This is a genomic window from Vineibacter terrae (assembly GCF_008039615.1).
Taxonomy (GTDB): domain Bacteria; phylum Pseudomonadota; class Alphaproteobacteria; order Reyranellales; family Reyranellaceae; genus Vineibacter; species Vineibacter terrae.
This window is the reverse complement of sequence record NZ_VDUZ01000057.1, coordinates 13062-33849: the sequence shown is the minus strand read 5'-3', so window position 1 is coordinate 33849 and position 20788 is coordinate 13062. Positions and strand designations below refer to the sequence as shown.

Genomic DNA, 20788 nt, shown 5'->3' with positions numbered 1-20788 from the left:
TTCGGGCTTGATGTGACATGAAGCTGAAAGCGTCCTTTGGTTTGCTCTCTGCACGCCAGATAACGTTGGGGGAACAGGTGACAATCATCGGCAGGCAGCGGATCGTGGCCAATGCGATCGTCGGATTGGTCGGATTCGCGTGGGCGGGTGCGGCCTTGCCGTCGCCGTTGGCAGCGCAGGAAGCACCGTGGGAGTTCTCAGTCACGCCCTATCTCTGGGCGACGGGGATCAACGCCAAGGTGTCGCCGTCGCGCGCTGCCAGTTCGCATGACGTGGATGTGAAGTTCAGCGATATCATCGAGAACCTCGACGGCGTCCCGGTCGTCATCGGCGGCGAAGTCAGGAACGGGCGCTTCGGTCTGATCGGCGATCTGTTGTATCTGCCGGTGGCGGCCCGGATCGACACCCGGAACCTGCTTTTCAACGACGGCAAATCCGAGATGTCGACCCTGATGGTGGAGGTCGCCGGGTTCTATCGCGTGGCCGACGGTTCGGATATCAAGGTCGATGTCGGGGCCGGATTCCGCCTGTGGTCGGTGTCATCGAAAGCCAGGCTGAATGCGGGCCTGCTGCCCGCGACCTCGACAAAGTTCGACAAGACATTCGCCGACCCGATCGTGGCTGTCCGAGCCAATCTGTCTCTCTCCGAACGCTGGAGCGTAACCGGCTATTTCGACATGGGAGCGTTCGACATCAGCAGCTCCGAGCTCACCTGGCAGCTGCTGGGGACCGTGAACTATCGCGCCGCGGACTGGATCGAGCTGCGCGCGGGTTGGCGACACATCGAGGTCAAGCGCGACGACATCAAGGTCGGCATAACGGGGCCGATGGTCGGCGCCACGTTCCGCTTCTGATGCCATGAGGTTGCAAGGGCGAGGCCTTGCCCTTGCCCTTGAACGCAATCGACCGGACAGAGCCAACAGTGGTGGGACCAATGAAGCCAATCAGATCAGCCATTTGCGCCCTGACCTGCCTGCTGCTGCCGGCCGTCACATCGGCCCAGGACAGTCTTCCGTTTCCACCCGTGCCGTCAGGCAGCAAGGCCGGGCCGACGATCGCACAGTCGGTCTATGCGCCCGCGAAGCCGGTTGACCGGCTGCCGGCCGACGCACCGAACGTGCTGATCATCATGCTTGACGACGTTGGCCCGGCGCTGCCCGAGACCTACGGCGGGCCCATTCACACGCCCACTCTTTCGCGCATCGCGAACAGCGGCATCTCCTACAACAGCTTCCACAATGCGGCGATGTGCTCCCCGACCCGCGCCGCCCTGTTGACCGGACGCAACCATCATCGCGTCGGCTTCGGCCAGATCGCGGAGCTCGCGAACGACTGGGACGGCTATACCGGTCATTGGCCAGCGACCACGGCGTCACTCGCCAAGGTGCTCGGGTACTATGGCTACGAGACCGCCGCTTTCGGCAAGTGGCACAACACGCCGGCCGAGCAGACCACCAGCCAGGGACCGTTCGATCGCTGGCCGACCGGCCGCCTGGTCGGCTTCGACTACTTCTATGGCTTTCTGGCAGGTGAGTCCTCGCAATGGGAGCCGGCCGTGGTGGAGAACACGATTCGCCTGCCGGCGCCGCACCGCGAGGGCTATCATTTCACCAACGACATGACGGACAAGGCGGTGAGCTGGCTGCGGCGGCACAAGGCGGTCTACCCGGACAAGCCGTTCCTGATGTACTGGGCGCCGGGCGCCTCCCACGGGCCGCACCATATCTTCAAGGAATGGGCCGACAAGTACAAAGGCAAGTTCGACGCCGGCTGGGACGTCGAGCGCGAGAAGATCTTCGCCCACCAGAAGCAGCTCGGGTGGATCCCTGGGGACACCAGGCTGACACCGCGTCCCGCCACCCTGGCTGCCTGGAACAGCATTCCCGAGGATGAGAAGCCGTTTCACCGTCGGTTGATGGAGGTGTTTGCCGGCTTCACCGAGCACGCCGACACGCAGGCCGGCATGCTCGTCGACGAGCTCGAACGCCTTGGCCTGCGGGACAACACGCTGATCATCTACATCTGGGGCGACAACGGCTCGAGCGCCGAAGGTCAGCACGGCACCATCAGCGAGCTGCTCGCGCAGAACGGGATTCCCTCCGAGATCAAGGACCACATACGGGCCCTCAACGAGCTCGGGGGCCTGGATGTGCTGGGCAGCAACAAGACCGACAACATGTATCACGCGGGCTGGGCCTGGGCGGGCTCCACGCCTTTCCAGGGCACCAAGCTCAATGCCTCGCATTTCGGCGGCACCCGCACACCGCTTGCGATCTCATGGCCACGGTCGATCAAGGCCGACAAGACGCCGCGTACCCAGTTCCATCACGTCAACGACATCGTACCGACGCTGTACGATGTCATCGGCATCAAGGCACCCGGCAAGGTCGACGGGGTCACGCAGCAGCCGATGGACGGCGTCAGCATGAAATACACCTTTGCCGACGCGAGGGTCCCGGGTCGGAAGGGGGCCCAATACTTCGAGGTGATGGGCGATCGCGGCATCTACGCCGAGGGGTGGTTCGCGGCGGTCTGGGGGCCGCGCATCCCCTGGGTTCCCGGGGTGCCTCCCGGCATTGCCACGTGGTCGCCCGACAAGGACACATGGCTGCTGTACGACCTCGGATCTGACTTCTCGCAGGCTGTCGATCTTTCCGGCAGGAATGCCGAAAGGCTGGCCAGAATGAAGGCGCTGTTCGACAAGGAGGCGGAAGCCAATCTCGTCTACCCCGTCGGCGGCGGTCTATGGTCGGTCGTCTGGAGTCCGCAATCGGCCCCGCAAAACCCGGCAACCGAGTTCGAGTACACGCAGGACGTGGTCGGCATTCCCGAGTTCGCCGGCCCGAAAGTCGGCGCGCGCAGCAACCTGGTCGTCATCGAGGCCGAGCTGAAACCCGACTCGGCGGGGGTCCTCTACGCGTTGGGCGCGTTCTCCGGCGGCTTGTCCCTGTGGGTGGACAAGGGCAAGCTGAGCTTCGAGTACAACCTGTTCGAGATCGAGCGTACGCGCCTCGAAAGCGCCGCCCCTCTGCCGCTCGGCAAGGTGAAGATCGAGGTCGAAACGCGAATTGCCGCGCCGCGCGGCGCCGCCGACATTGCGGTCCGTGTCAATGGCATCGAGATGGCGAAGGGACGTGTGCCGAGAACCGCAGCGTTGGCCTTCACCGCCAACGATGCTTTCGATGTCGGCATCGACAGCTATTCGCCGGTATCGCTTGCCTACTTCGACCGCGCACCATTCAAGTTCAATGGCCGAATTGACAGGGTGCACATCAAGTACCTTCACTAGGCTTGCTGCAGTTGGCAGGCGCGGCCGTGGCCGCGCCTGCATCGCGTCGAGTGACCGGGGATGAGCCGTCGCCGCCGGAGAGTGACCGGTAGAAGGGGAAGACATCGGCACGAGGCATCCGTGACGGCGTCGCCCGACAGGCCGGCTGTACGGGCGGGGCTGCTGCGAAGACCGGCAGCAGTCGGGCTTTTCACGGCAATGCTGGCCGTGGCAGCGATCGTGCTCGCCGGTTACTACCTCCTTGCTCCCCGGTCGCCATCCGAGACGCCCTCCAGCGCTGTGGCGAGCAGGCCGCCGACATATGTCGGAGCCGCCGCATGCGGTCAGTGCCACCAGGATCAGCTCAAGGCGTGGACCGGCTCGCATCACGACAGGGCTATGCAGAAGGCCGATGGCCGCACCGTTGTGGGCGACTTCAACAACGCCAGGTTTGTTCACTACGGAATCGAGTCAACATTCTACAGCCGTAACGGAAGGTACTTTGTCCACACGGAGGGAGCCGACGGTGCGCTGACCGATTTCGAGATAGCGTACACTTTCGGGGTGTATCCCCTGCAGCAGTACCTCATCGCCTTTCCCGGCGGCCGCTTGCAGGCCCTCAGCATAGCCTGGGACAGCCGCCCGAAGGTTGAAGGCGGGCAGCGCTGGTTCCACCTTATCCCCGACGAAGAGATCGCACATGACGACCCGCTGCATTGGACGGGTCTCTACCAGAACTGGAACCTGCAATGCGCCGAGTGCCACAGCACCAACCTGCGGAAGGGCTACGACGCCGAGGCGCGGATCTATCGGACCACGTTCAGCGAGATCAACGTCGCCTGCGAGGCCTGCCACGGCCCCGGCTCGCGACATGTCACATGGGCCGCGCAGTCGTCACGCCGGGGCCAGGAGCCGGCTGACAAGGGGCTCGCCGTGCACCTGCAGAGCCGCTGGGACGTAGCCTGGCGGTTTGCCGAACAGGGCGGCCCGATCGCCCGGCGGGACGCGCCGCCGGACGCGGCGCTGATGAATGTCTGTGCCGCCTGCCATGCGCGCCGCTCGACATTGGCGGATGGTGTGCCGGCTGGTGCGCCGCTGGAAGAGACGCATCGCCTGGCCATGTTGGTTCCGCCCGGCTACCATGCCGACGGTCAGCAGAGGGATGAAGTATATACGTGGGGCTCGTTCCTGCAGAGCCGCATGTTCCGGCAGGGCGTCACCTGCATGGACTGCCACGAGCCGCACGCCCTGAAGCTCCGCGCCGAAGGCAACGCGGTCTGCGGCCGGTGTCATGATCCGGCGGCGTTCGATACGCCGCGCCACCACTTCCATTCGGCCTCGGGCAAGGGCACCGCTTGCGTCGATTGCCACATGCCGGCGCAGACATACATGATCATCGACGCCCGTCGCGACCACGGCTTTCGCATCCCGCGGCCGGACGTGTCAGGCGCCATCGACGCGCCGAATGCCTGCACCACATGCCACACCACCCGCGATGCGGGATGGGCGGCTTCTGCGATGGACGGCTGGTACGGCTCCGGGTGGCGCAAGCGGCCCCAGCACGGGCTTGCGGTGCACGCAGGCCTGACGCAGGGCGCGCGTGCCCTGCCATCACTGCTCGAGCTGGCGCGCGACCCCGCCTACGCGCCGGTCGTGCGCGCCACTGCCGCGACGATCGCGCAGCCGCATATGCGGCCTGCCCTGCTGCCGCTGGCGCGGGCCCTGCTGCGCGATCCCGACCCGCTCGTGCGGATCGCGGCGCTCGGCCTTGTCGAGCCGTTTCCTGCCGCCATCCGGCTCGAGGCGGCGACCGCGCTGCTGGGCGATGGCGTGCAGGGGGTGCGCTTCGAGGCGGCGCGTCTGCTTGCCGATATTCCGGACGGGCAGCTTCCGCCGGCACAGCGCGCGATCCGCGATACCGTCACGAACGCCTATATCGCGTCCCTGAAGGAGAATCTGGACTGGCCTGCGGCCAACGTCACGCTCGGCAATCTGCTTGTGCGGCAAGGCAGGCTCTTTGAAGCGTTCCAGGCCTACAGGCAGGCGCTGGCGCTGGATTCGAAATTTGTCGGCGCGTACGTCAATCTCGCCGATCTGCACCGCCAGGAAGGGACCGACATCGAAGGGGAGAAGGTGCTGCGCCGCGGCCTCGAGCTGCTGCCGCAGTCGGCCGAGCTGCATCATGCGCTGGGGTTGCGGCTCGTGCGTGCCAATGACCTTCCCGGTGCCCTGCGTGAGCTTGGCGAGGCGGCAGCGTCCGCCCCCGACAACCCGCGCCACGCCTATGTCTACGCCATCGCGCTGCATTCGGCGGGGCGGCGCCAGGAGGCCATGGCCATCCTGACGGACGCGGACGCCCGCCATCCTTATGATCCGGATATCCTCGGCGCGCTTGTCTCGCTTGCCCGGGAACAGGGCGCGGTCGGCGACGCCCTTCGCTATGCCCGGCTCCTCCTGGAGGTCTTGCCTGATGATCCCGGCGTGAGCCGACTTGTGCGTGAGCTCGAGCGATGAGGATGAGGACCCGGACCGGTGCGGAGCCCAACATTGCCGTGCAGTAAGCTCGACGCCACCAGGTCCCCTGTGTCCTCCCTTCAGGTCCGCCGGTTGCGTGTCTGGCGGGGTGTTTCGCCGAAGAGCTGGCGATAGTCCTTGGAGAAATGGCCCATGTGCCAGAAGCCATACTGGTGCGCTATCTGGGTCACGCTCGCGACGTCGGCGGGCAGCGCCTTGAGGTCGCGGCGCACGCGATTGAGGCGAAGCATCTTCAGGTACTGCTTGGGCCCGATGCCGCAGACATCGCGGAAGGCATACTCCACGGCCCGCTCGCTGGCACGGCCCGCGCGGCACAGGTCATGCGTCATCAGCGGCTCGCCCAGATTCGCATGCATGAACTCCGTCACCCTGCGCACGATGGGGAGGCGCTGATAGTACAGCGAACGGAAAGCCACGGTGTCCGACCGCTTCCACGGCAGCAGGAGCATCGCGACGAGAGCATCGCTGATGCCCGCATGAGCGTGCTCGTGGGCACGCGATCCGGCCGGTTGCGTGCACGACGCGATCAGCGCCTCCGTCAATCCGCGGACTCTTGTGATCCAGCGATCGCAGTTCGTGACAACGTGCAAGGTGGTCCCCCGGAACAGCTCCGCCGATATGGGTTCTCGAAGGTCCAGCGCCGCTGCGACGAGCGTTTCCGGAAGCCTGAAGTCCACGCCGTCGTACTGCTCCGCGGTAAGGAAATCGAACTGCGCGCCGCCCGCTCCGACAACCAGATCGCTGATTTCGACAGCCCGGCCGCCAAGCCGCCTCGATCCGCCCGACCCCAGGTCCATATGCATGTGCACGATTCCGGCGTCCAGGCTCCCTTCGAGATGATGGAATCCTGTCGTTTTGGTCGTCCGGAACTCCAGATCACATATCTTCCCTAGAACAAGCCGAGTCTTGCTGGACCCCTTGCTCAGCCGCGTCAGTCGGGCGTCCGCGTAGCCGAGCAGAGCGGCAAACTCGTCACTGTCATTGAACCATAACTGGCTGAGCGCCCCATCGGAGGTTCCTGGCTGAGCATCCACCCCAACTCCCCCATGACCGATTTCAGATTGCAAATTGTGATTTAAATACACCGCGTTAGCATACAGTTTGCACGGAAAAGATCAATGACGGCCGACGCACACCTGATCACCCGCTCGCACAGCCCTTCTCCACGAAGAGCCGCGCTTGCAGGGGCAGCATCCTGGGCGTCGTCTACCGGGCGCAGCACGCGTTCAGTGACCGTGGCTACGATTTTCCAACAGGCCGTTGCAGATCCGGCATGCTCGCGCAACCAGACCGCAGGGCAGCACGAAGAACACCGGAGGCGAGATCCGGGCTATGAAACCTCTTTGGCCGCACCAACCGCGTGCTCATGGTGCCTGCGCTTAGACAGCTCGCCAGAGCCGCCCTCCAATGAGCGTGGTGGTCGATCGAGGCGTCGTCTGCGCTTGTGGCTGTCGAGCAAAAACAGCGCCGCGCGTCACGAGTCATACGCATAGCGGCAAGTATTGAGCGCCAGTGTTTCTTGCGGAATCAGGATAGTTTCTGCTCGAGCGCATATGGCAGCTTGAGGCAGCAGCACGGATCGTTGTGCTTTCGGGCGTCTTGCCGGGCGCAGCGAAGCGGTCGGCAGGATGCTGGCATGGGGAACCCCATGGTCCGGTCGGGCGCAGCGCTTCCGATGTATTCCGTTGGAGCGTTGTGACCAGGCGGGCCGGGATATGAGGAAGTTGTCTTGAGGTCTGCTCCGCCGCCTGCCCGGCGGAATAGTCAAAATCGGGAGATACGATAATGCGAATGAAACTGGGCGCAGCAGTCGCTGCGGCCCTGCTCGCTGCCCCGTTGGCGGCGAACGCGCAAGTGGCCACGCCTGGCTTCTACATCGGGGCCGGTGGCGGCCTCAATAGAGTGGACGTTCCGAATACCGGCGGCGAGAAGCTCGGCTTCAACATCACGGGATACGTCGGCTATGATTTCGTCGGCCCCATGGTCGAGATCGAGGGCGCCTACCGCTACAACAAGCTGCGCAATGTCCATCTCGATCAGTGGTCCGGAATGGCGAATCTGCTCTATCAATTTGCCCCGGAGAACAACTTTGCATTCCACGTCGGCATTGGCCTAGGTTTTGCCGACGGCAGCATCTCCAAGGGTGGATCCGCCGCCGATCTCGACATGAAGTTCGCGATGCAGGGCCTGGTCGGCGGGCGTTATCGCTTCGACAACGGCATGTTCATCAGGACGGACCTGAAGTTCCAGAACGCGTTCCTGTCGGGCAAGGATCTCCACAACTTCGGCGGCACGATCTCGATCGGCTACAAGTTCGGCCCGCCGCAGCCTGCCGTGGCGCCGCCGTCCCCGCCGCCAGCGACCAGCCCGAGCTTCATCGTGTTCTTCGACTTCGATCGTGCGAACCTTACGGCCCAGGCGATGGCCACGATCAAGCAGGCTGCTGCGTCGGCCAAGTCGGGCAATCGCACCCGTGTCGGCGTCACCGGCCACACCGATCGCTCGGGCAGCGATGGCTACAACATGGCGCTGTCGCTGCGTCGCGCGAACGCAGTGAAGGACCAGCTGGTGCGTGAAGGCATCCCGGCCGCGGGCATCGCCGTGGTGGGCCGTGGCGAGAGCCAGCCGCTGGTTCCGACGGCCGATGGCGTGCGCGAGCCGCAGAACCGCCGCGTAGAGATCGTGCTGCAGTAGGTTCGGTCGAAAGCCAAGCTCATCGCAAGCGGCCGGGATGCTTTTCCCGGCCGCTTCATGCCGTGGTGGAAGCAGGGTATTGCGCGTTTGTTGCCTGGCCGCTGAACAGCGCGCCGTAGGGAGAGCGGGGAAGGGACATGATGGTGCTCCGCAGGGGCAGGCCGGGCTCGATACGAGCGACGGTGGCGCGCCGTGTGGCAATCGCGTTGCTCACCGGTTCGGTTGTCTTCGGCACAGATGTCTGTACCTCGGTCGCGCAAGCACCGCCGACGCAGAATCCGCCGCCGCAATCGCCGGAATCGCAGCCGGGGCGTCTCACCGCTACCGAGCTTGATGAGCTCACCGCGCCAGTCGCGCTCTATCCCGACGCTCTGCTCGCCCAGATGCTGCCGGCGGCGGCCTATCCGCTTGACATCGTCCGTGCTCAACGCTGGATCGACAGCAACAAGGCGGCCCTCGAGAAGCGCGATTTCAGCGCCGCCGACAAACAGGACTGGGACGTCAGCGTCAAATCCATGGTGCGCTTTCCGGATCTCGTCAAGAAGATGAACGACGATCTCGAATGGACGACCGATATCGGCCAGGCCTTCGTGGCGCAGCCCAAGGATCTGTCGGATTCGATCCAGCGCCTGCGCCGGCAAGCCAGGCAGGCAGGTTCGCTGAAGCCGACGCCGGAGCAGCGCGTCGTCGAGCAGGGCGACACCATCGTGATCCAGCCCGCCAAGCCGGACACTCTCTACGTGCCGCAGTACAATCCGACGACCGTGTACGCGACGAGCGCGGTCGCTCCGGTCGTGACTTTCGGCGCCGGCGTCCTGCTCGGCGCCGTCATCGCCAGCAACAGCCATCCGTGGGATTGGCATCGTGGATACGTCTACCCGCCGGTGTGGATTCCGCCCACGGCGTTCCCGCCGAGTTACTATCCGCGGCCGCCGGGATACAATCCGCCAGGCTACAATCCTCCCGGATATCGTCCGGGCCTGAACCCGCCGGGCTACAATCCGCCGGGTTACGGTCCCGGACAACCCTGGCGGCCGGACCCGGACCGTTACCGGCCCGCAGCTGCACCACGGACGCAGGTCGCGCACATGCCGCCGGCCATGAGCCCGCGACCCGCGACCCTCCCGGCCGCGCGCCCCGCCAGTGTCGCGCCGAAGCCGGCGCAACGGCCGCATGCAAGTCAGCCGGCGGCCCGCCAACGGACCGGCGCGCAGCGCACGGTGTTCGATCATGCCGGCGATACAGGCAGGACCGAGGCGTTCAGGCATCGCGGCGCCTCCAGTCGCAGCGCAGCCGGGCTCGGTGAACGCGGCGGACGCCGGCCGCCCGGCGGCAATCGTTGATGGCCCGCTTCGTGGACAGAGCCCTTTCCGGGAGGCCGGTCATGCAACGGGTCGCTTCATTCTGCAGGGCGGCATGCTATCGCCCGACGATCGTGATCGCCGCGTTGGCGGTGTCGTTGACCGCCGGCTCCGCCGACGCTCAACAGAAATTCGCCACGCCGCAAGCAGCTGCCGCCGCTCTGGTCGAGGCGGCGCGGGCCAAGGATGTCGACCGGCTCAAGGCACTGTTTGGCGCCGAGCTGCAGAAGCTGACCGGTCTGACGGACCGCAATGTGGTTGCCCAGAAGGCGGCTGAGTTCCTGCGGCTGGCCGACGATGCGCTCAAGCTCGAAGCCAAGGACGAACGCACGCGCGTGGTGCGCGTCGGCCAGACCGCGTGGCCCATGGCGATTCCCATCGTGCGCCACGGCGGGACCTGGCAGTTCGACGTCATCGCCGGCCGTGAGGAGATCATCGACCGCATCGTCGGCGAGAACGAAATGGAAGCGCTCGAGACCTGCGTTGCGTACCTGCGCGCCCAGCAGGCGTATGCCGGCGTTGACCGCGACGGTGATGACGTTCCCGAGTACGCCCAGCGCTTCGTCAGCACGCCCGGCAAGCGGGACGGCCTGTACTGGTTGTCGCCAGATCAGGCCGATCGCAGCCCGATCATCGAAGAGGTGGCCGCCGCCGGTGTCGATCCGGTCGTGGCGGGCGCTGCGCCCGGTCAGCCCGAGCCTTACTACGGTTACTACTTCCGCATCCTGACCCGGCAGGGGCCGACAGCACCGGGTGGCGCGCACAGTTACATCATCAATGGCAACATGATCGCCGGGCACGCGCTCATCGCATACCCGGCCAGGTGGGGGGAGAGCGGCGTGATGACGTTCGTCGTCAACCGCCAGGGCCGTATCTACCAGAAGAATCTGGGGCCGAACACGGAGACCGTGGTGCGGCAGATCACCGAGTACAACCCCGACAAGACATGGGAGCTGGTTCAGGACTGACCGGTCCTGCCGCGCCAGAGGGGTAGCATTTCAGTTCTGCGGAGGAAGAGATGGCGAGTTGGTCGAGGATGGTCGCAGGCGCGGTGGTCGCCTCGCTCATCGGCGCGGCCGGTGGGTCGATATCGGCGCCGGCCCAGGCGCCCTCGGGCACGGTTGAGATAAACCAGGTGCAGATTGCGTTCCTGCTGAGCGGCAATCTCGGCAGCGGCCGCCTCCATTTCCAGGGCCGCACCTATGAATTCTCGATCGGCGGGCTGGGTGTCGGCGGCTTCGGCATCAACAGGCTGGAGGCCGTCGGCACGGTCCAGGGATTGAGCCGCATCGAACAGTTCCCCGGACTATATGGCGGCGCGCGCACTGGCATCGCTGTCGGCGAAACCGGTCGCGGCCAGCTCTGGCTGGAAAACAGCAACGGCGTGAAGATGCACCTTCGCGCCAGGCGGGAGGGATTGGCCCTGACGATCGGCGGCGACGGCATCGTCGTCCAGATGAAGTAGCGTGGTGGGAGGCGACGATGATCTCAAGGTTTGTCACACGGTCCGTCCTGTCGGCGCTCGTGGCCATGAGCTTTCTGGCACCATCGCTGGCACAGTCGGAGGAAGCGGGGATCAACGCCTTTTCCGTGGTGCGCGCAAAGGGTGCGACGCTGAGAATCGGGGAGAAGCTGGGAACGTTCGTCGGAACACTGGAGGGACCGTTGTACATCGACGGTTCGGAAGGCCCCATGCGCGCCGGCACGATCGCCTGCTCGGCAGCGCTGGAGATCCGGACCGAGGATCGCGCGCATCAGGGAAGCGGCCATTGCCTCATCACGGCCGAGGACGGCGGCGAGATCTATGGCCGGTATACGTGCAGCGGCTACTTCCTTGTCGGCTGCAGCGGCAGGTTCGTCATCACGGGCGGGTCGGGACGCCTTGCCGGCATGTCGGGGGAAGGGCCGATGACCGTGCGCACGAGCATCGGCAAGCTCGGTGCCGGCACCGCGGCAACCCAAGGTGTCGAGGCTGAAGGCATCGTCTTCTGGCGGGACCTGAAGTACAAGCTTCCCTGAGAACGGACGACCCGATCGATCAATCCTTGGGCACGACCGTGGCCGGCAGCACGCGCAGGCGCGCGCGCATCTCCTGCGGCGTCGGGTCAAGTGTCGTGAGCTTGAGCATCTCGATGAAGCCCAGCAGGCGTTGCCGCGTCAGCGGCTCGAGCCGCACCGTCTCGCGGTCGACCCACCGTTTCAGCGTCGCGGAAAGCTCGCGACGCGAAAGCGTGCTGTGACGGTCGATCACCGAGACCAGATGCAGCATGAACATCTCGTGCGACGCCATGCGGGCAGACATACGCTGGAGTTCCGCCTGCAGCTGTGTGCGCACCTCGTCGCGGATCGCTTCACGCGTCCCGTCGTCCATGGTCACCTCCGTGGTGAGCTCGCACCAAGCTGTCACGGTGCTTTCCGGGCCTCAACCGGATCATCCTGCACGAGGATTGAGGGCAGAGGCGCATGCGATCACGATCGACTTGGCACCGCGCAGCCTCGACCGACCGAAGACGGTAGCCGGTGGCTCTTTCTCTGGCGAGATCGTTGAAGGCGCCAAAGCCATTGTCGAGCAACGGACATGAACCGGCACGTCTGATTCGTTGCCCGAGGTTCTCTCTATTGTTCGGAAGATGGCGTCCCCGAGAGGAGACGCGGACCAAGGGGTGTCTGATGCCCAGAACCATTGATTTTGCTGCAATTCAGCCATAGGAATGTCCCCTAAACATGTCCCCTAACTGGCTTCTCCATGGCTACCTACCTCAGGTTCAAGAACGGTGCGTGGTACGCGAGGTTCCAGGTTCCGCCGGACGTTCGCGAAGCCTTCGACGGCAAGAGGGAGCTTTGGAAGCACCTAGGGACAAAGCTCAAGCGTGACGCGACTTTGCGGGCATTGGCGGAGAGCGGCGATTTCCAACGCCGGGTGGTGGCAGCCCGCAATGGTGGGCTACCGGGCAGTGACTATGGCGGCGCCCTGGAGTGGCTGAAGCAGTGGAGGGGCGCGAAGGCGCTGCTGGCCTCCAGCGGCGATGACAGCCTGTTGGATGCGGTCCGAGATGATATAGAAGACGCCGCTGAGAAGCGGTTTCTCAAGGGTGTTCCTTGGCAGGAAATTGAACATGAAATGCGGGAGCGCGAGAGCCGGGAATTGGACAGCAATCGGCGTGCTGTTATCGAGGCTCTAGGTGGGCCGCCCGCGAAACGATGGTTCAAGGTGGCGACTGGTGAGACAGCGCCGCTCCTCCCGCACGTTGACGATTGGCACAGGGCCTACAGCAGAGATGTACAGGACAAGACCGCGAGCATGGGGAAGAGCGACGTTCTCGCTTTCCTTGAGACGCATCCCCATGCGGACGATATCACTCGCAAGGCCGTTGCCGAATGGATCGAGAAGCGCCTTGAGGCGGGGGGCGCCGGGACAACCGTCAACCGGAGCCTGACCCCTCTGCGTAGCTTCTGGAAGTGGCTACAGGACCGTGAAGTGGTCTCTGAGGAGATGGAGCCGTTCGCCAAGCACGATGTTTCACGGCGGGCAAAGCAGAAGGGCAAGAGCGGCGGGGACAAGTACGTTCCCTTTGAGCCCAAGGAAGTCGTGAGCCTCTGGAAGGCGGCAAAGGAGAAGGACGATGATAGTCTTGCCGACTTGATCCTCCTAGGGGCCTACACCGGAGCGAGGATTGAGGAGCTTTGCAGCCTTGGGATCGCTGAGGCTCGCGGTGTCGTCCTCAAGATCACTGAGGCCAAGACCACGGCGGGCGTAAGGGACGTTCCCATTCACTCCGCCCTTAAGCCCGTGGTGAAACGGCTCATCCAGGCCAGCGACGATGGGTTCCTGCTTAGCGGCCTGAAGCCTAACAAATACGGTGACCGTTCTGCGGGCATAGGCAAACGGTTCGGTAGGCTGAAGAGGGCAATGGGCTTCAACAGCCGACAGGTGTTCCATTCCATCCGCAAGACCGTGACGACGCAGCTAGAGAGGGCCGGCATATCGGAGAACGTGACGGCCGATATCGTGGGCCACGAGAAGCCAAGGATCACCTATGGGACCTACAGTGGTGGGACGTCCTTGAGGCAGCGAAGGGAGGCCGTTGAGAAGATCAAGTATCCCGCTTTGAAAGGCCAATGCAGCGCCGCCCTTACAAAGGGAGCGCGAAGGGCTACTCTCCCTTCTTAGGTTTTGGGTCGCCGCCTGCCCGCATCAGCATAGCAATCTTGGTGTGACGCGCATGCTCCCGCAGAGCCTTCCGGTCCCAACTCATGTCGAGCAGCTTCAACAGTTCTGCGTGCGTCCGACAGCCGTGCTTCCCGGATATGAAATAGCCTGCCAGACCACGAAGGTAGTCGCGGAGGTCTTCATCGAAGTTTAAGGGGTCATCGTCCCTTATGGCTCGATGAACAAAACGGTTTCTTACTTCACCGATGATCTTGAGGCGCTTTTTACGATACTGTGGCTGGGCCGACGTGAATGACGCCCGCTCGACTATTTTATCCGTCGTCGTGTTTTTGTCAGGCAGCGCAAGCAGCGTTTCGAGGACTCCCCAGTGCCGCAACAGGCGTAGGTGCGGGTCCCGCAAACTGCCGGCGTCGTACATGTTGCGGAAGTAGGAAATCATTAGCGTCCCAAGGTCGCTCCTACGTCTGATGAACCCAACGGCCCGCCTATAGCGCTTCCAAAACGGGCTTTCGGCCGCCGGGAATTCTTGCAAGTTGTTGACGCGCTGGTATTCGGGGTCATACCAAGGATGATCTTCACGAGGGTTGCCCGCATCGTCATAGAAGATGTGCCACTTCCCAAGTCGAAGCCGGTTGACCGGCTGAGGGGGATAGACCCAGGCGATGCGTCCATCGGGAAACGCGTGGTTAAGAATGCCCATCCATAGGTCAAGTGCGGGGAATATATGGTCAGCCGCGGACGCCAAGGTCTGGGCCTGAACTGTCGCTGTCAAATGGCTGTACCCTAGCGGTGGGATTGAACTGGCGGGTTCTTCGTCGCCTCTTCGTGATGGCCTGTTGAAGGGCTTTAGGCGCCGCGGATAAGCTCGACTGATTTGCATCCGAACGCCTGCATGGGAAAAGCGAAGGTTCGCTTGAAGCTTTGACCGGTCTAGAGAGACTGATGTGGTCAGATAGAAGCGGCTTTGCGGGAGGCCCAGTCGAGCTTGGATGACAGAGCCCAGCGTACGGCTAAACCCCTCGTATGAACTGGCTCCTTCCCCTTTAGCGTCGCAGAATGCCTTGAAGATAAGATGGCGCTTCTCCTTTGACGTTAAGGAACCCGGAATGTCGATGCCGTCGTTCACGAATGCCAAGCGGTCTTGAAAGAAGAAGTCCGCTCGTATCGGCGCAATGCCGCGGCCATCAGGCCCTCTCCCCATAACTTCGAGCATCTGAACCACTAGCTCTTTTAGCTCAGTGATGTTCACTCTGGAGTTGAAGGTGTACGGCGTCTTGGGCATGTGTGTTGGGGAGGGGCGGCAGTCGCACTATTGGCAGATCATCCCGCCACGACGGTCGGATGGCCAGCAATGGACAAACCCCGAAGCCGGCGGCGGGGGTTGCGGGGCGGCAGGCCAAGGGGCATAGATCACAGGAGAGGGAGCCGGCCGCGATGCGCCGTTGAGAACAGTGGCGACGCAATTCCCATGGGCATCGGAGCCTCGTTCGTATCCTGTGGTGTCGCATATCTTAGCGGCGGCTTCGAGCCTGCGGGTTTGGTGCTCTTCGTAAGCTTTCCGCTCTGCCTCCTCCTCTTCCGGTGACATACAGGCCCCAAGGACTGCGGCTAGCGCCAGAATGGCCGCGACTCCCCTGCGCATGGCTATCCCCCCTATCACTTACAAATCACGTTGCCGCCGTACATCGGCATGCAGACCACTCCACGGCCTCCACCGTTGTACTCACGCTCCATCGCGGAAGCCTCGCGGACCGTGCATTGCGAATGGGCCTCAGAGCCCCTTAGGAGCCCCGCAGAAGCGCAGCGCTCCGCAGCCTTGTCTTGGTAGCGCTGATACCGCTCAGCCGCTCTGCGCTCCCTATCGGCCTCTGTAGCGCAGGCTCCTAGAATAGATGCGGCCAGCAACAGCCCGCCAGCGATGCGAACGCCTCTCCGCATACCAACCCCTCCCCTTCCGCAATCAACGCGGTTGAATGGAGAGGATGATTCAATCTGCTTTTCAGCGCAAGAACCATCGAGCGAGCGAAGTAGTCCGACTGGTCTCGGAATTTCCAGCACGCCACTACACGCTCCAGGGTCTAACACCAACAACAAGGCCGGGCTTTAGCGGCTTTTTTGAAGTGGGGTAGGTCGAACGCTGCGCCTAAGTGCTCGGAACCGGTCCCGTAGGAGTCCCAAGGGGGTCCCAAGAGTCCCGACCGCTCCGACGCTCCAAGGCTACCGTGGCCGGGAGGACCGAACGGTCTACGGATCAACGCAGGCAGGACCGCAGGCATTTGGCCCCGGGCATTCCGACATTTACGCTGCCTGCCTCAGCACCCTTGCAACCTGCGTCGCTGACCACGCACCACCACGCGGCGGGGAGATTTCCCGCTCCGTCAACCCGGCTGCTATCTGGCGTAGGGAGGATGCGCCTTCGCGGCGTAGATCAGTGATGATTTCCTGTAGGTCCTTCGCTCGCTTCGCGGCGGCATCGCTGCGGGCTGCTGCGCTGGCCTTGGAGCCCTTCTTGGCGACCTTGGGGAGATTGCCTCTGTCCCCGCCCAGGACCACACCACGAGCCTTGGCGCGGGCTAGAGCCACCTTGGTCCTCTGAGAGATAGCCTCTCTCTCGCTCTCAGCGACGGCTGCGAGGATATGGAGCGTGAGCTTGTTCACGACGGGAAGGTCTACCGCAACGAACTCAACTCCGCTCTCCATCAAGTTCGCGATGAAGGCGAGGTTGCGAGACAAGCGGTCTAGCTTGGCAATGACTAGAGTGGCGTTGCGGACACGGCACAGGGCGAGAGCCCGGGCAAGCTCAGGGCGGTCGCTCCGCTTGCCAGACTCAATCTCAGTGACTTCCGCAATGAGCTTCCAGTCGCCACCGTTGAGGTATGCTCCCACGGCTTCCCTTTGGGCCTCAAGGCCAAGGCCGCTGCGTCCCTGTCTCGCGGTGCTGACCCGGTAGTAGGCCACGAAGCGTCCGGTAGCCATGTCCCTGTCCCCTTGGGATTGGTGTCGTTGTGACTGTTACATTAACAACAACGTTCGATGAGGTCAATGTAACATGGCAGGGGAGGCCACGCGGTTAGGTATTTATCCGTGCTATTCCAGAGTCCGGCGCCATGTTGAGAAGGCAAAGGAAGGCGACGGCCTCCCGCAGAGGGCCGTCTGTCTACAGGCGAGACGGCTGCATTGCCCCCTTCAAGGTATATGCATTAACTATGCATGAAAGCCGGGGTAGGCTGAGGGGATTTAATCCTCATATTCCAGAGCGAGACTTTGGGTCATTAATTTGCATATATTATGCGATCTTTTAGGGTCAGGCCCTTCGAGGAGAAGACAAATGGACTAGACCCTCCCAGGAGGGCTTTAGGGACTCGCCAGACGCTAGGGAGTGGCTGAGGGCCACAACCTACCCAAACGCCTCAAAACCCTCTGTATGAGTCTGAAAACGGCTCTGAAGGGCTATTGGTGCCTGGGGCTGAGGAAGCCCGGGCCTGACCCAATTAATCAGCACTATCCCAGGAAGCGCCCAGGGCGGAGACCATTTAATCCCCCTATAGGGGAGGCCTCAATTAATCAGCACTTCTCCAGGCAAGCCCTCCCAAGGGCTAAGCCAGGGGGGCTTTGCGTCGGGCGGGGTATTTATTCCCCCCTATTCCAGGAAGCGGAGGAGGGGGAAGCCTTATGGTCGGGCGTATCCCAGGAGGCCCTTCGCCTAGGGGAGGGTGGGGATTTAATCCGCACTATTCCAGAGGAGGGGCCATGCCGGCCTTTGCTGGAGTCAGAGGCTTAAGAGCTTCAAGCGATGCCCTCTGACCCCAGGAGAGACCGGATAGGCTTCTCTCCGATCCCCGGGCTGCACTCAGGTTGAGGGTGCGGCCCGGGTCAACCCAACAACAACAGAAAGGCCCAAAACCAATGGGCAGTTTATTCGGCTCTTCAAAGTCGAAGAGTGAGAGTCATCCGGATGTCTACGGGCCACAGAAGCCCTATATCAACGAGACGTTCTCGGAGGCTCAGCGGCTGTACAACGACCAGAAGGGTTCCCCGAGCTACCAAGGTTCGACCTACGCCAGCTTGAACCCCATGCAGCAGTCCACCTTGGACAATATGTTCAGGGCGGGAGGTAGCTTCACTTCAGCGGGGATGGCGGGGCTTACGCCGGGGCTTGCGAACCTCAATGCCTCTGGGAGCTTTGGGGCCAATGCCAATGCGCTGTATGGCATGGCTGGCAATGACCCAACTGAGGCCATCGTCAACAACGCTGGTCGATATGCTTCCAATCCCTACATGGACAGCATGGTTGATGCCTCGTCGCGAGACGTGGTCCGCAATCTCAATGAGAACGACCTACCGCAGTTGAATGACAGCGCCAGCGCCAGCGGTAACGCCTACAGCAGCCGTACCGGTGTGGCTGAAGGGATCATGCGCCGTGGTGCTGCGGATAGGGTCGCGGATATTGGAGCCTCCATGCGAGGCCAAGCGTTCCAGAGCGGCCTAGGGATGGCTCAGGACCAGTACAACAGGAGCTTCGATAACCTGATGGGCGCCAATGCGGCCATCGGGAACGCGGGGTCTTTGGGGTCTTCGCTGGTCGGTAGTGCAGCGGCGAATGCCGGCGCTGGCTTCGACATGCAGTCTACGGCGGGGAATGCCTATCAGCAGGACTCGCAAGGCCAGTTGGATGAACAGGCCCAGAAGTGGTCCGAGAGCGATCAACGACCCTGGGAGTTGCTTGACCGCTATTTCAACTTCTCCGGTTGGGGTGGTGGTCCGGGGACGGCTTCGTCCTCGAAGACATCACAGTCTCTAGGCATCATCCCGGGTATCTTGGGAACTGCCTCCGCTATTGGCTCGCTTGGGTCCGCTGCGGGGCTCTGGGGAAGAGGAAGGTAGAGGCGTCCTCCTCCTATAGTACAGCGTAGGGATACAGGGCTCCGTATGCCTCATTAGGGGCTGGAGCCCTGCGTCCTCCATTGCGGAGAGGTTAGGCGCGGCCAGCGCCGCTCAGTGGCCCAAGGCGTTCAAGGGCTTCCCCCATCGCTCCCAGAGCGAACCCGCCAAGATCAGCAAGAGGGGTCTCGGGGGCCACAAAGACCCGTTGCCAGCGGGAGCGGCCTTCGGGGCGAATGGAGGCTTCGACTGTGTAGAGGCCGGCCGGCTCGCTCTTGAACTTCAAGCGGGCTAGGCCCTGTGAGGCACAGCGATCGAAGCGGACAACGGTGTCGTGGTCGGCTTCGTTGACGACGGCGGACAGCAGCATGGCGCGAGACCTTCAGTGCAAAGGGTTTCCGAAAGCCCCCTTCGAGGGGCTTAGGGGATCATGAGTCCCGTGAGTATTCGCGTCAACCGTCAGCACAATTGGGGTAAGACCACAGCAGTAACCTGTCCCTGAAAACAGTCTTCGGACAGCAATAGGGAGGCGAGAAGGGTAGTACCTTGTTTGGTCTTTCTATCTGAGAATTTGTAGACCGACGACGATAGGCCGGGGGCCTCTTGAGCGCCTTGGGCCTGACCACCACAACAGCAACACGAGCATGAACACGACGACGAAAACCACCGGCTCGCTTGAGGCCGCGAAGAAGCACATTCCTTTTGTGGCGCTTACGGCGTCCGATCTTTTGAAGGGCAGCAGCCCGTTACCTGACTACCTACTCTCGCCGTGGCTTCGCGAGGGACAGAACGCCATGGTCTACGCGGACACGGGAGTCGGGAAGACATGGTTTGCCCTCACGCTGGCTTGGGTTCTGGCCGGGGGAGGCGAGATAGCTGGATGGAGGACCGACAAGCCAAGGCGAGTGCTGTATGTCGATGGCGAGATGCCAACATGGAGCCTAGAAGAGCGCATCAAGGTCATTGCTGAGGGATACCGGGACACCATCTATCCACCAGTGGCGGCGGCCAACATCCTCTTTGTGCCTAGGCTGGCACAGAAGACCACAAAGGGGACCAAGGCCCCGGTGTGGGTTGATCTTGCCAGCGATGCGGGACAGAAGCTCATCGCTGAGATGATCGAAGAGGCTAGGCCGGACGTCGTGATCTTCGACAACTTCACGACCCTCACTGACTCTCTTAAGGATGAGAACGACGCGACTGCGTTCAAGGCAGCCATAGGGAACCTATTGGGGGCCAAGGCTCAGGGTGTGACCACCATTCTCATCCACCACAGCAACAAGGGCGGGAACTCCTATCGCGGTAGCTCAGCCATTGCAGCGACCTTTGATGCCATCGTGCATCTGAAGAAGCCCAAGGACGCGAAGGTGTATGAGGCTGATTTCTCCGTGGTCTTCGAGAAGAACCGGAATAGGGGAGACGCGAGTGTTCAGCAGAACCGATGGAGCCTCGGGGAGTCGGGGCAGTGGGCCGTCACGGTTGATGAGGACGCGAAGCTTGCGGAGATTGTTGAAGGGCTGAGGAGCGGGAAGCACAGCACACAGAGGGAGCTTGGTCTGGCGCTTGATCTTAAGGACTATCAGGTGACGAGGCTCATCAAGAGGGCTGAGGCTTCAGGGCTGCTGAAGAGGGGCGAGGCTAAGACTCTTCTGGAGGCTGCAAAGGATGGGACCGAGGAGGAGACAGTAGTGAAGAGGCTTAAGGGGGCTTCGGACTTCTAGGGGTGCGGGGGCGAGCGGTGCGGGGGCGGACGGGCTTGGGACTCCTACGGGACCGGTTCCGAGCCCCTTTGGCCCTATGGGCTGACCCCACTTCGCAAAGCCGGGTAAAGCCCCGCTTGTTGTTGCTGTTAGACCCTGGAGCGTGGAGTGGATGGCC

At 62.9% G+C, this 20788-nt stretch carries 16 protein-coding genes; 11 read left to right on the top strand and 5 right to left on the bottom strand.

The genetic code is table 11. The annotated features are described in order from the left end of the window. The first annotated feature begins 17 nt into the window (after positions 1 to 17). From FHP25_RS34125 to FHP25_RS34115, 3 genes are all read left to right on the top strand, one after another. Positions 18 to 854: a porin family protein gene (locus tag FHP25_RS34125; protein ID WP_147851471.1), complete on the top strand. Its 837-nt coding sequence runs from the start codon at positions 18 to 20 to the stop codon at positions 852 to 854. Positions 855 to 934: 80 nt separating this feature from the next. Then, a complete protein-coding gene (locus FHP25_RS34120) occupies positions 935 to 3289 on the top strand; it encodes an arylsulfatase (RefSeq protein ID WP_147851470.1) in 2355 nt (784 codons plus the stop codon). A 60-nt stretch (positions 3290 to 3349) separates the two neighbouring features. Next, entirely contained in the window at positions 3350 to 5782 is a 2433-nt protein-coding gene (locus FHP25_RS34115; RefSeq protein WP_331461717.1) for a tetratricopeptide repeat protein, read from the top strand. An 80-nt stretch (positions 5783 to 5862) separates the two neighbouring features. Here the strand turns inward: FHP25_RS34115 and FHP25_RS42345 are convergent, their stop codons facing one another. Further along, on the bottom strand, positions 5863 to 6837 hold the full coding sequence (locus FHP25_RS42345) for a helix-turn-helix domain-containing protein (RefSeq protein ID WP_147851468.1): 975 nt from the start codon (positions 6835 to 6837) through the stop codon (positions 5863 to 5865). A gap of 751 nt (positions 6838 to 7588) precedes the next feature. Between FHP25_RS42345 and FHP25_RS34105 the strand changes: the two genes are divergently transcribed. The 5 genes from FHP25_RS34105 (at position 7589) to FHP25_RS34085 (ending at position 11877) form a co-directional block, all read left to right on the top strand. Next, positions 7589 to 8497: an OmpA family protein gene (locus tag FHP25_RS34105; RefSeq protein WP_147851467.1), complete on the top strand. Its 909-nt coding sequence runs from the start codon at positions 7589 to 7591 to the stop codon at positions 8495 to 8497. Between the two features lie 137 nt (positions 8498 to 8634). Then, positions 8635 to 9840 (top strand): DUF3300 domain-containing protein, encoded by a 1206-nt coding sequence (locus FHP25_RS34100; RefSeq protein WP_147851466.1) that lies wholly within the window; start codon positions 8635 to 8637, stop codon positions 9838 to 9840. A 41-nt stretch (positions 9841 to 9881) separates the two neighbouring features. Then, on the top strand, positions 9882 to 10826 hold the full coding sequence (locus tag FHP25_RS34095) for a DUF2950 domain-containing protein (RefSeq protein ID WP_178133988.1): 945 nt from the start codon (positions 9882 to 9884) through the stop codon (positions 10824 to 10826). A 50-nt stretch (positions 10827 to 10876) separates the two neighbouring features. Then, on the top strand, positions 10877 to 11323 hold the full coding sequence (locus FHP25_RS34090) for a hypothetical protein (protein WP_147851464.1): 447 nt from the start codon (positions 10877 to 10879) through the stop codon (positions 11321 to 11323). A 17-nt stretch (positions 11324 to 11340) separates the two neighbouring features. Continuing rightward, on the top strand, positions 11341 to 11877 hold the full coding sequence (locus FHP25_RS34085) for a hypothetical protein (protein WP_147851463.1): 537 nt from the start codon (positions 11341 to 11343) through the stop codon (positions 11875 to 11877). A gap of 19 nt (positions 11878 to 11896) precedes the next feature. Here the strand turns inward: FHP25_RS34085 and FHP25_RS34080 are convergent, their stop codons facing one another. Continuing rightward, complete coding sequence (locus tag FHP25_RS34080) at positions 11897 to 12229, bottom strand: hypothetical protein (protein ID WP_147851462.1); 333 nt, start codon at positions 12227 to 12229, stop codon at positions 11897 to 11899. Positions 12230 to 12604: 375 nt separating this feature from the next. Here FHP25_RS34080 and FHP25_RS34075 point away from each other — a divergent pair, with 375 nt between their 5' ends. Next, the gene (locus tag FHP25_RS34075) at positions 12605 to 14029 is read left to right on the top strand and encodes a tyrosine-type recombinase/integrase (protein WP_147851461.1); all 1425 of its coding nucleotides are present in this window, start codon (positions 12605 to 12607) and stop codon (positions 14027 to 14029) included. On the opposite strand, the gene FHP25_RS34070 is transcribed toward FHP25_RS34075, so the two are convergent. Together FHP25_RS34070 and FHP25_RS34065 are read right to left on the bottom strand one after the other, a co-directional pair. Next, on the bottom strand, positions 14013 to 15311 hold the full coding sequence (locus FHP25_RS34070) for a hypothetical protein (RefSeq protein WP_147851460.1): 1299 nt from the start codon (positions 15309 to 15311) through the stop codon (positions 14013 to 14015). The two genes, FHP25_RS34075 and FHP25_RS34070, sit on opposite strands and share 17 nt — an antisense overlap. Positions 15312 to 16327: 1016 nt before the next feature. After that, positions 16328 to 17005 carry a recombinase family protein gene (locus FHP25_RS34065; protein ID WP_147851459.1) on the bottom strand — a complete coding sequence of 226 codons (678 nt, stop codon included), beginning with the start codon at positions 17003 to 17005 and terminating at the stop codon, positions 16328 to 16330. Between the two features lie 930 nt (positions 17006 to 17935). On the opposite strand from FHP25_RS34065, the gene FHP25_RS34060 reads away from it, so the two are divergent. Then, positions 17936 to 18913 (top strand): hypothetical protein, encoded by a 978-nt coding sequence (locus FHP25_RS34060; protein WP_147851458.1) that lies wholly within the window; start codon positions 17936 to 17938, stop codon positions 18911 to 18913. Between the two features lie 91 nt (positions 18914 to 19004). On the opposite strand, the gene FHP25_RS34055 is transcribed toward FHP25_RS34060, so the two are convergent. Beyond that, on the bottom strand, positions 19005 to 19280 hold the full coding sequence (locus tag FHP25_RS34055; RefSeq protein ID WP_147851457.1) for a hypothetical protein: 276 nt from the start codon (positions 19278 to 19280) through the stop codon (positions 19005 to 19007). A 274-nt stretch (positions 19281 to 19554) separates the two neighbouring features. Here FHP25_RS34055 and FHP25_RS34050 point away from each other — a divergent pair, with 274 nt between their 5' ends. Beyond that, positions 19555 to 20631 carry an AAA family ATPase gene (locus FHP25_RS34050; RefSeq protein WP_147851456.1) on the top strand — a complete coding sequence of 359 codons (1077 nt, stop codon included), beginning with the start codon at positions 19555 to 19557 and terminating at the stop codon, positions 20629 to 20631. Positions 20632 to 20788: the final 157 nt, after the last annotated feature.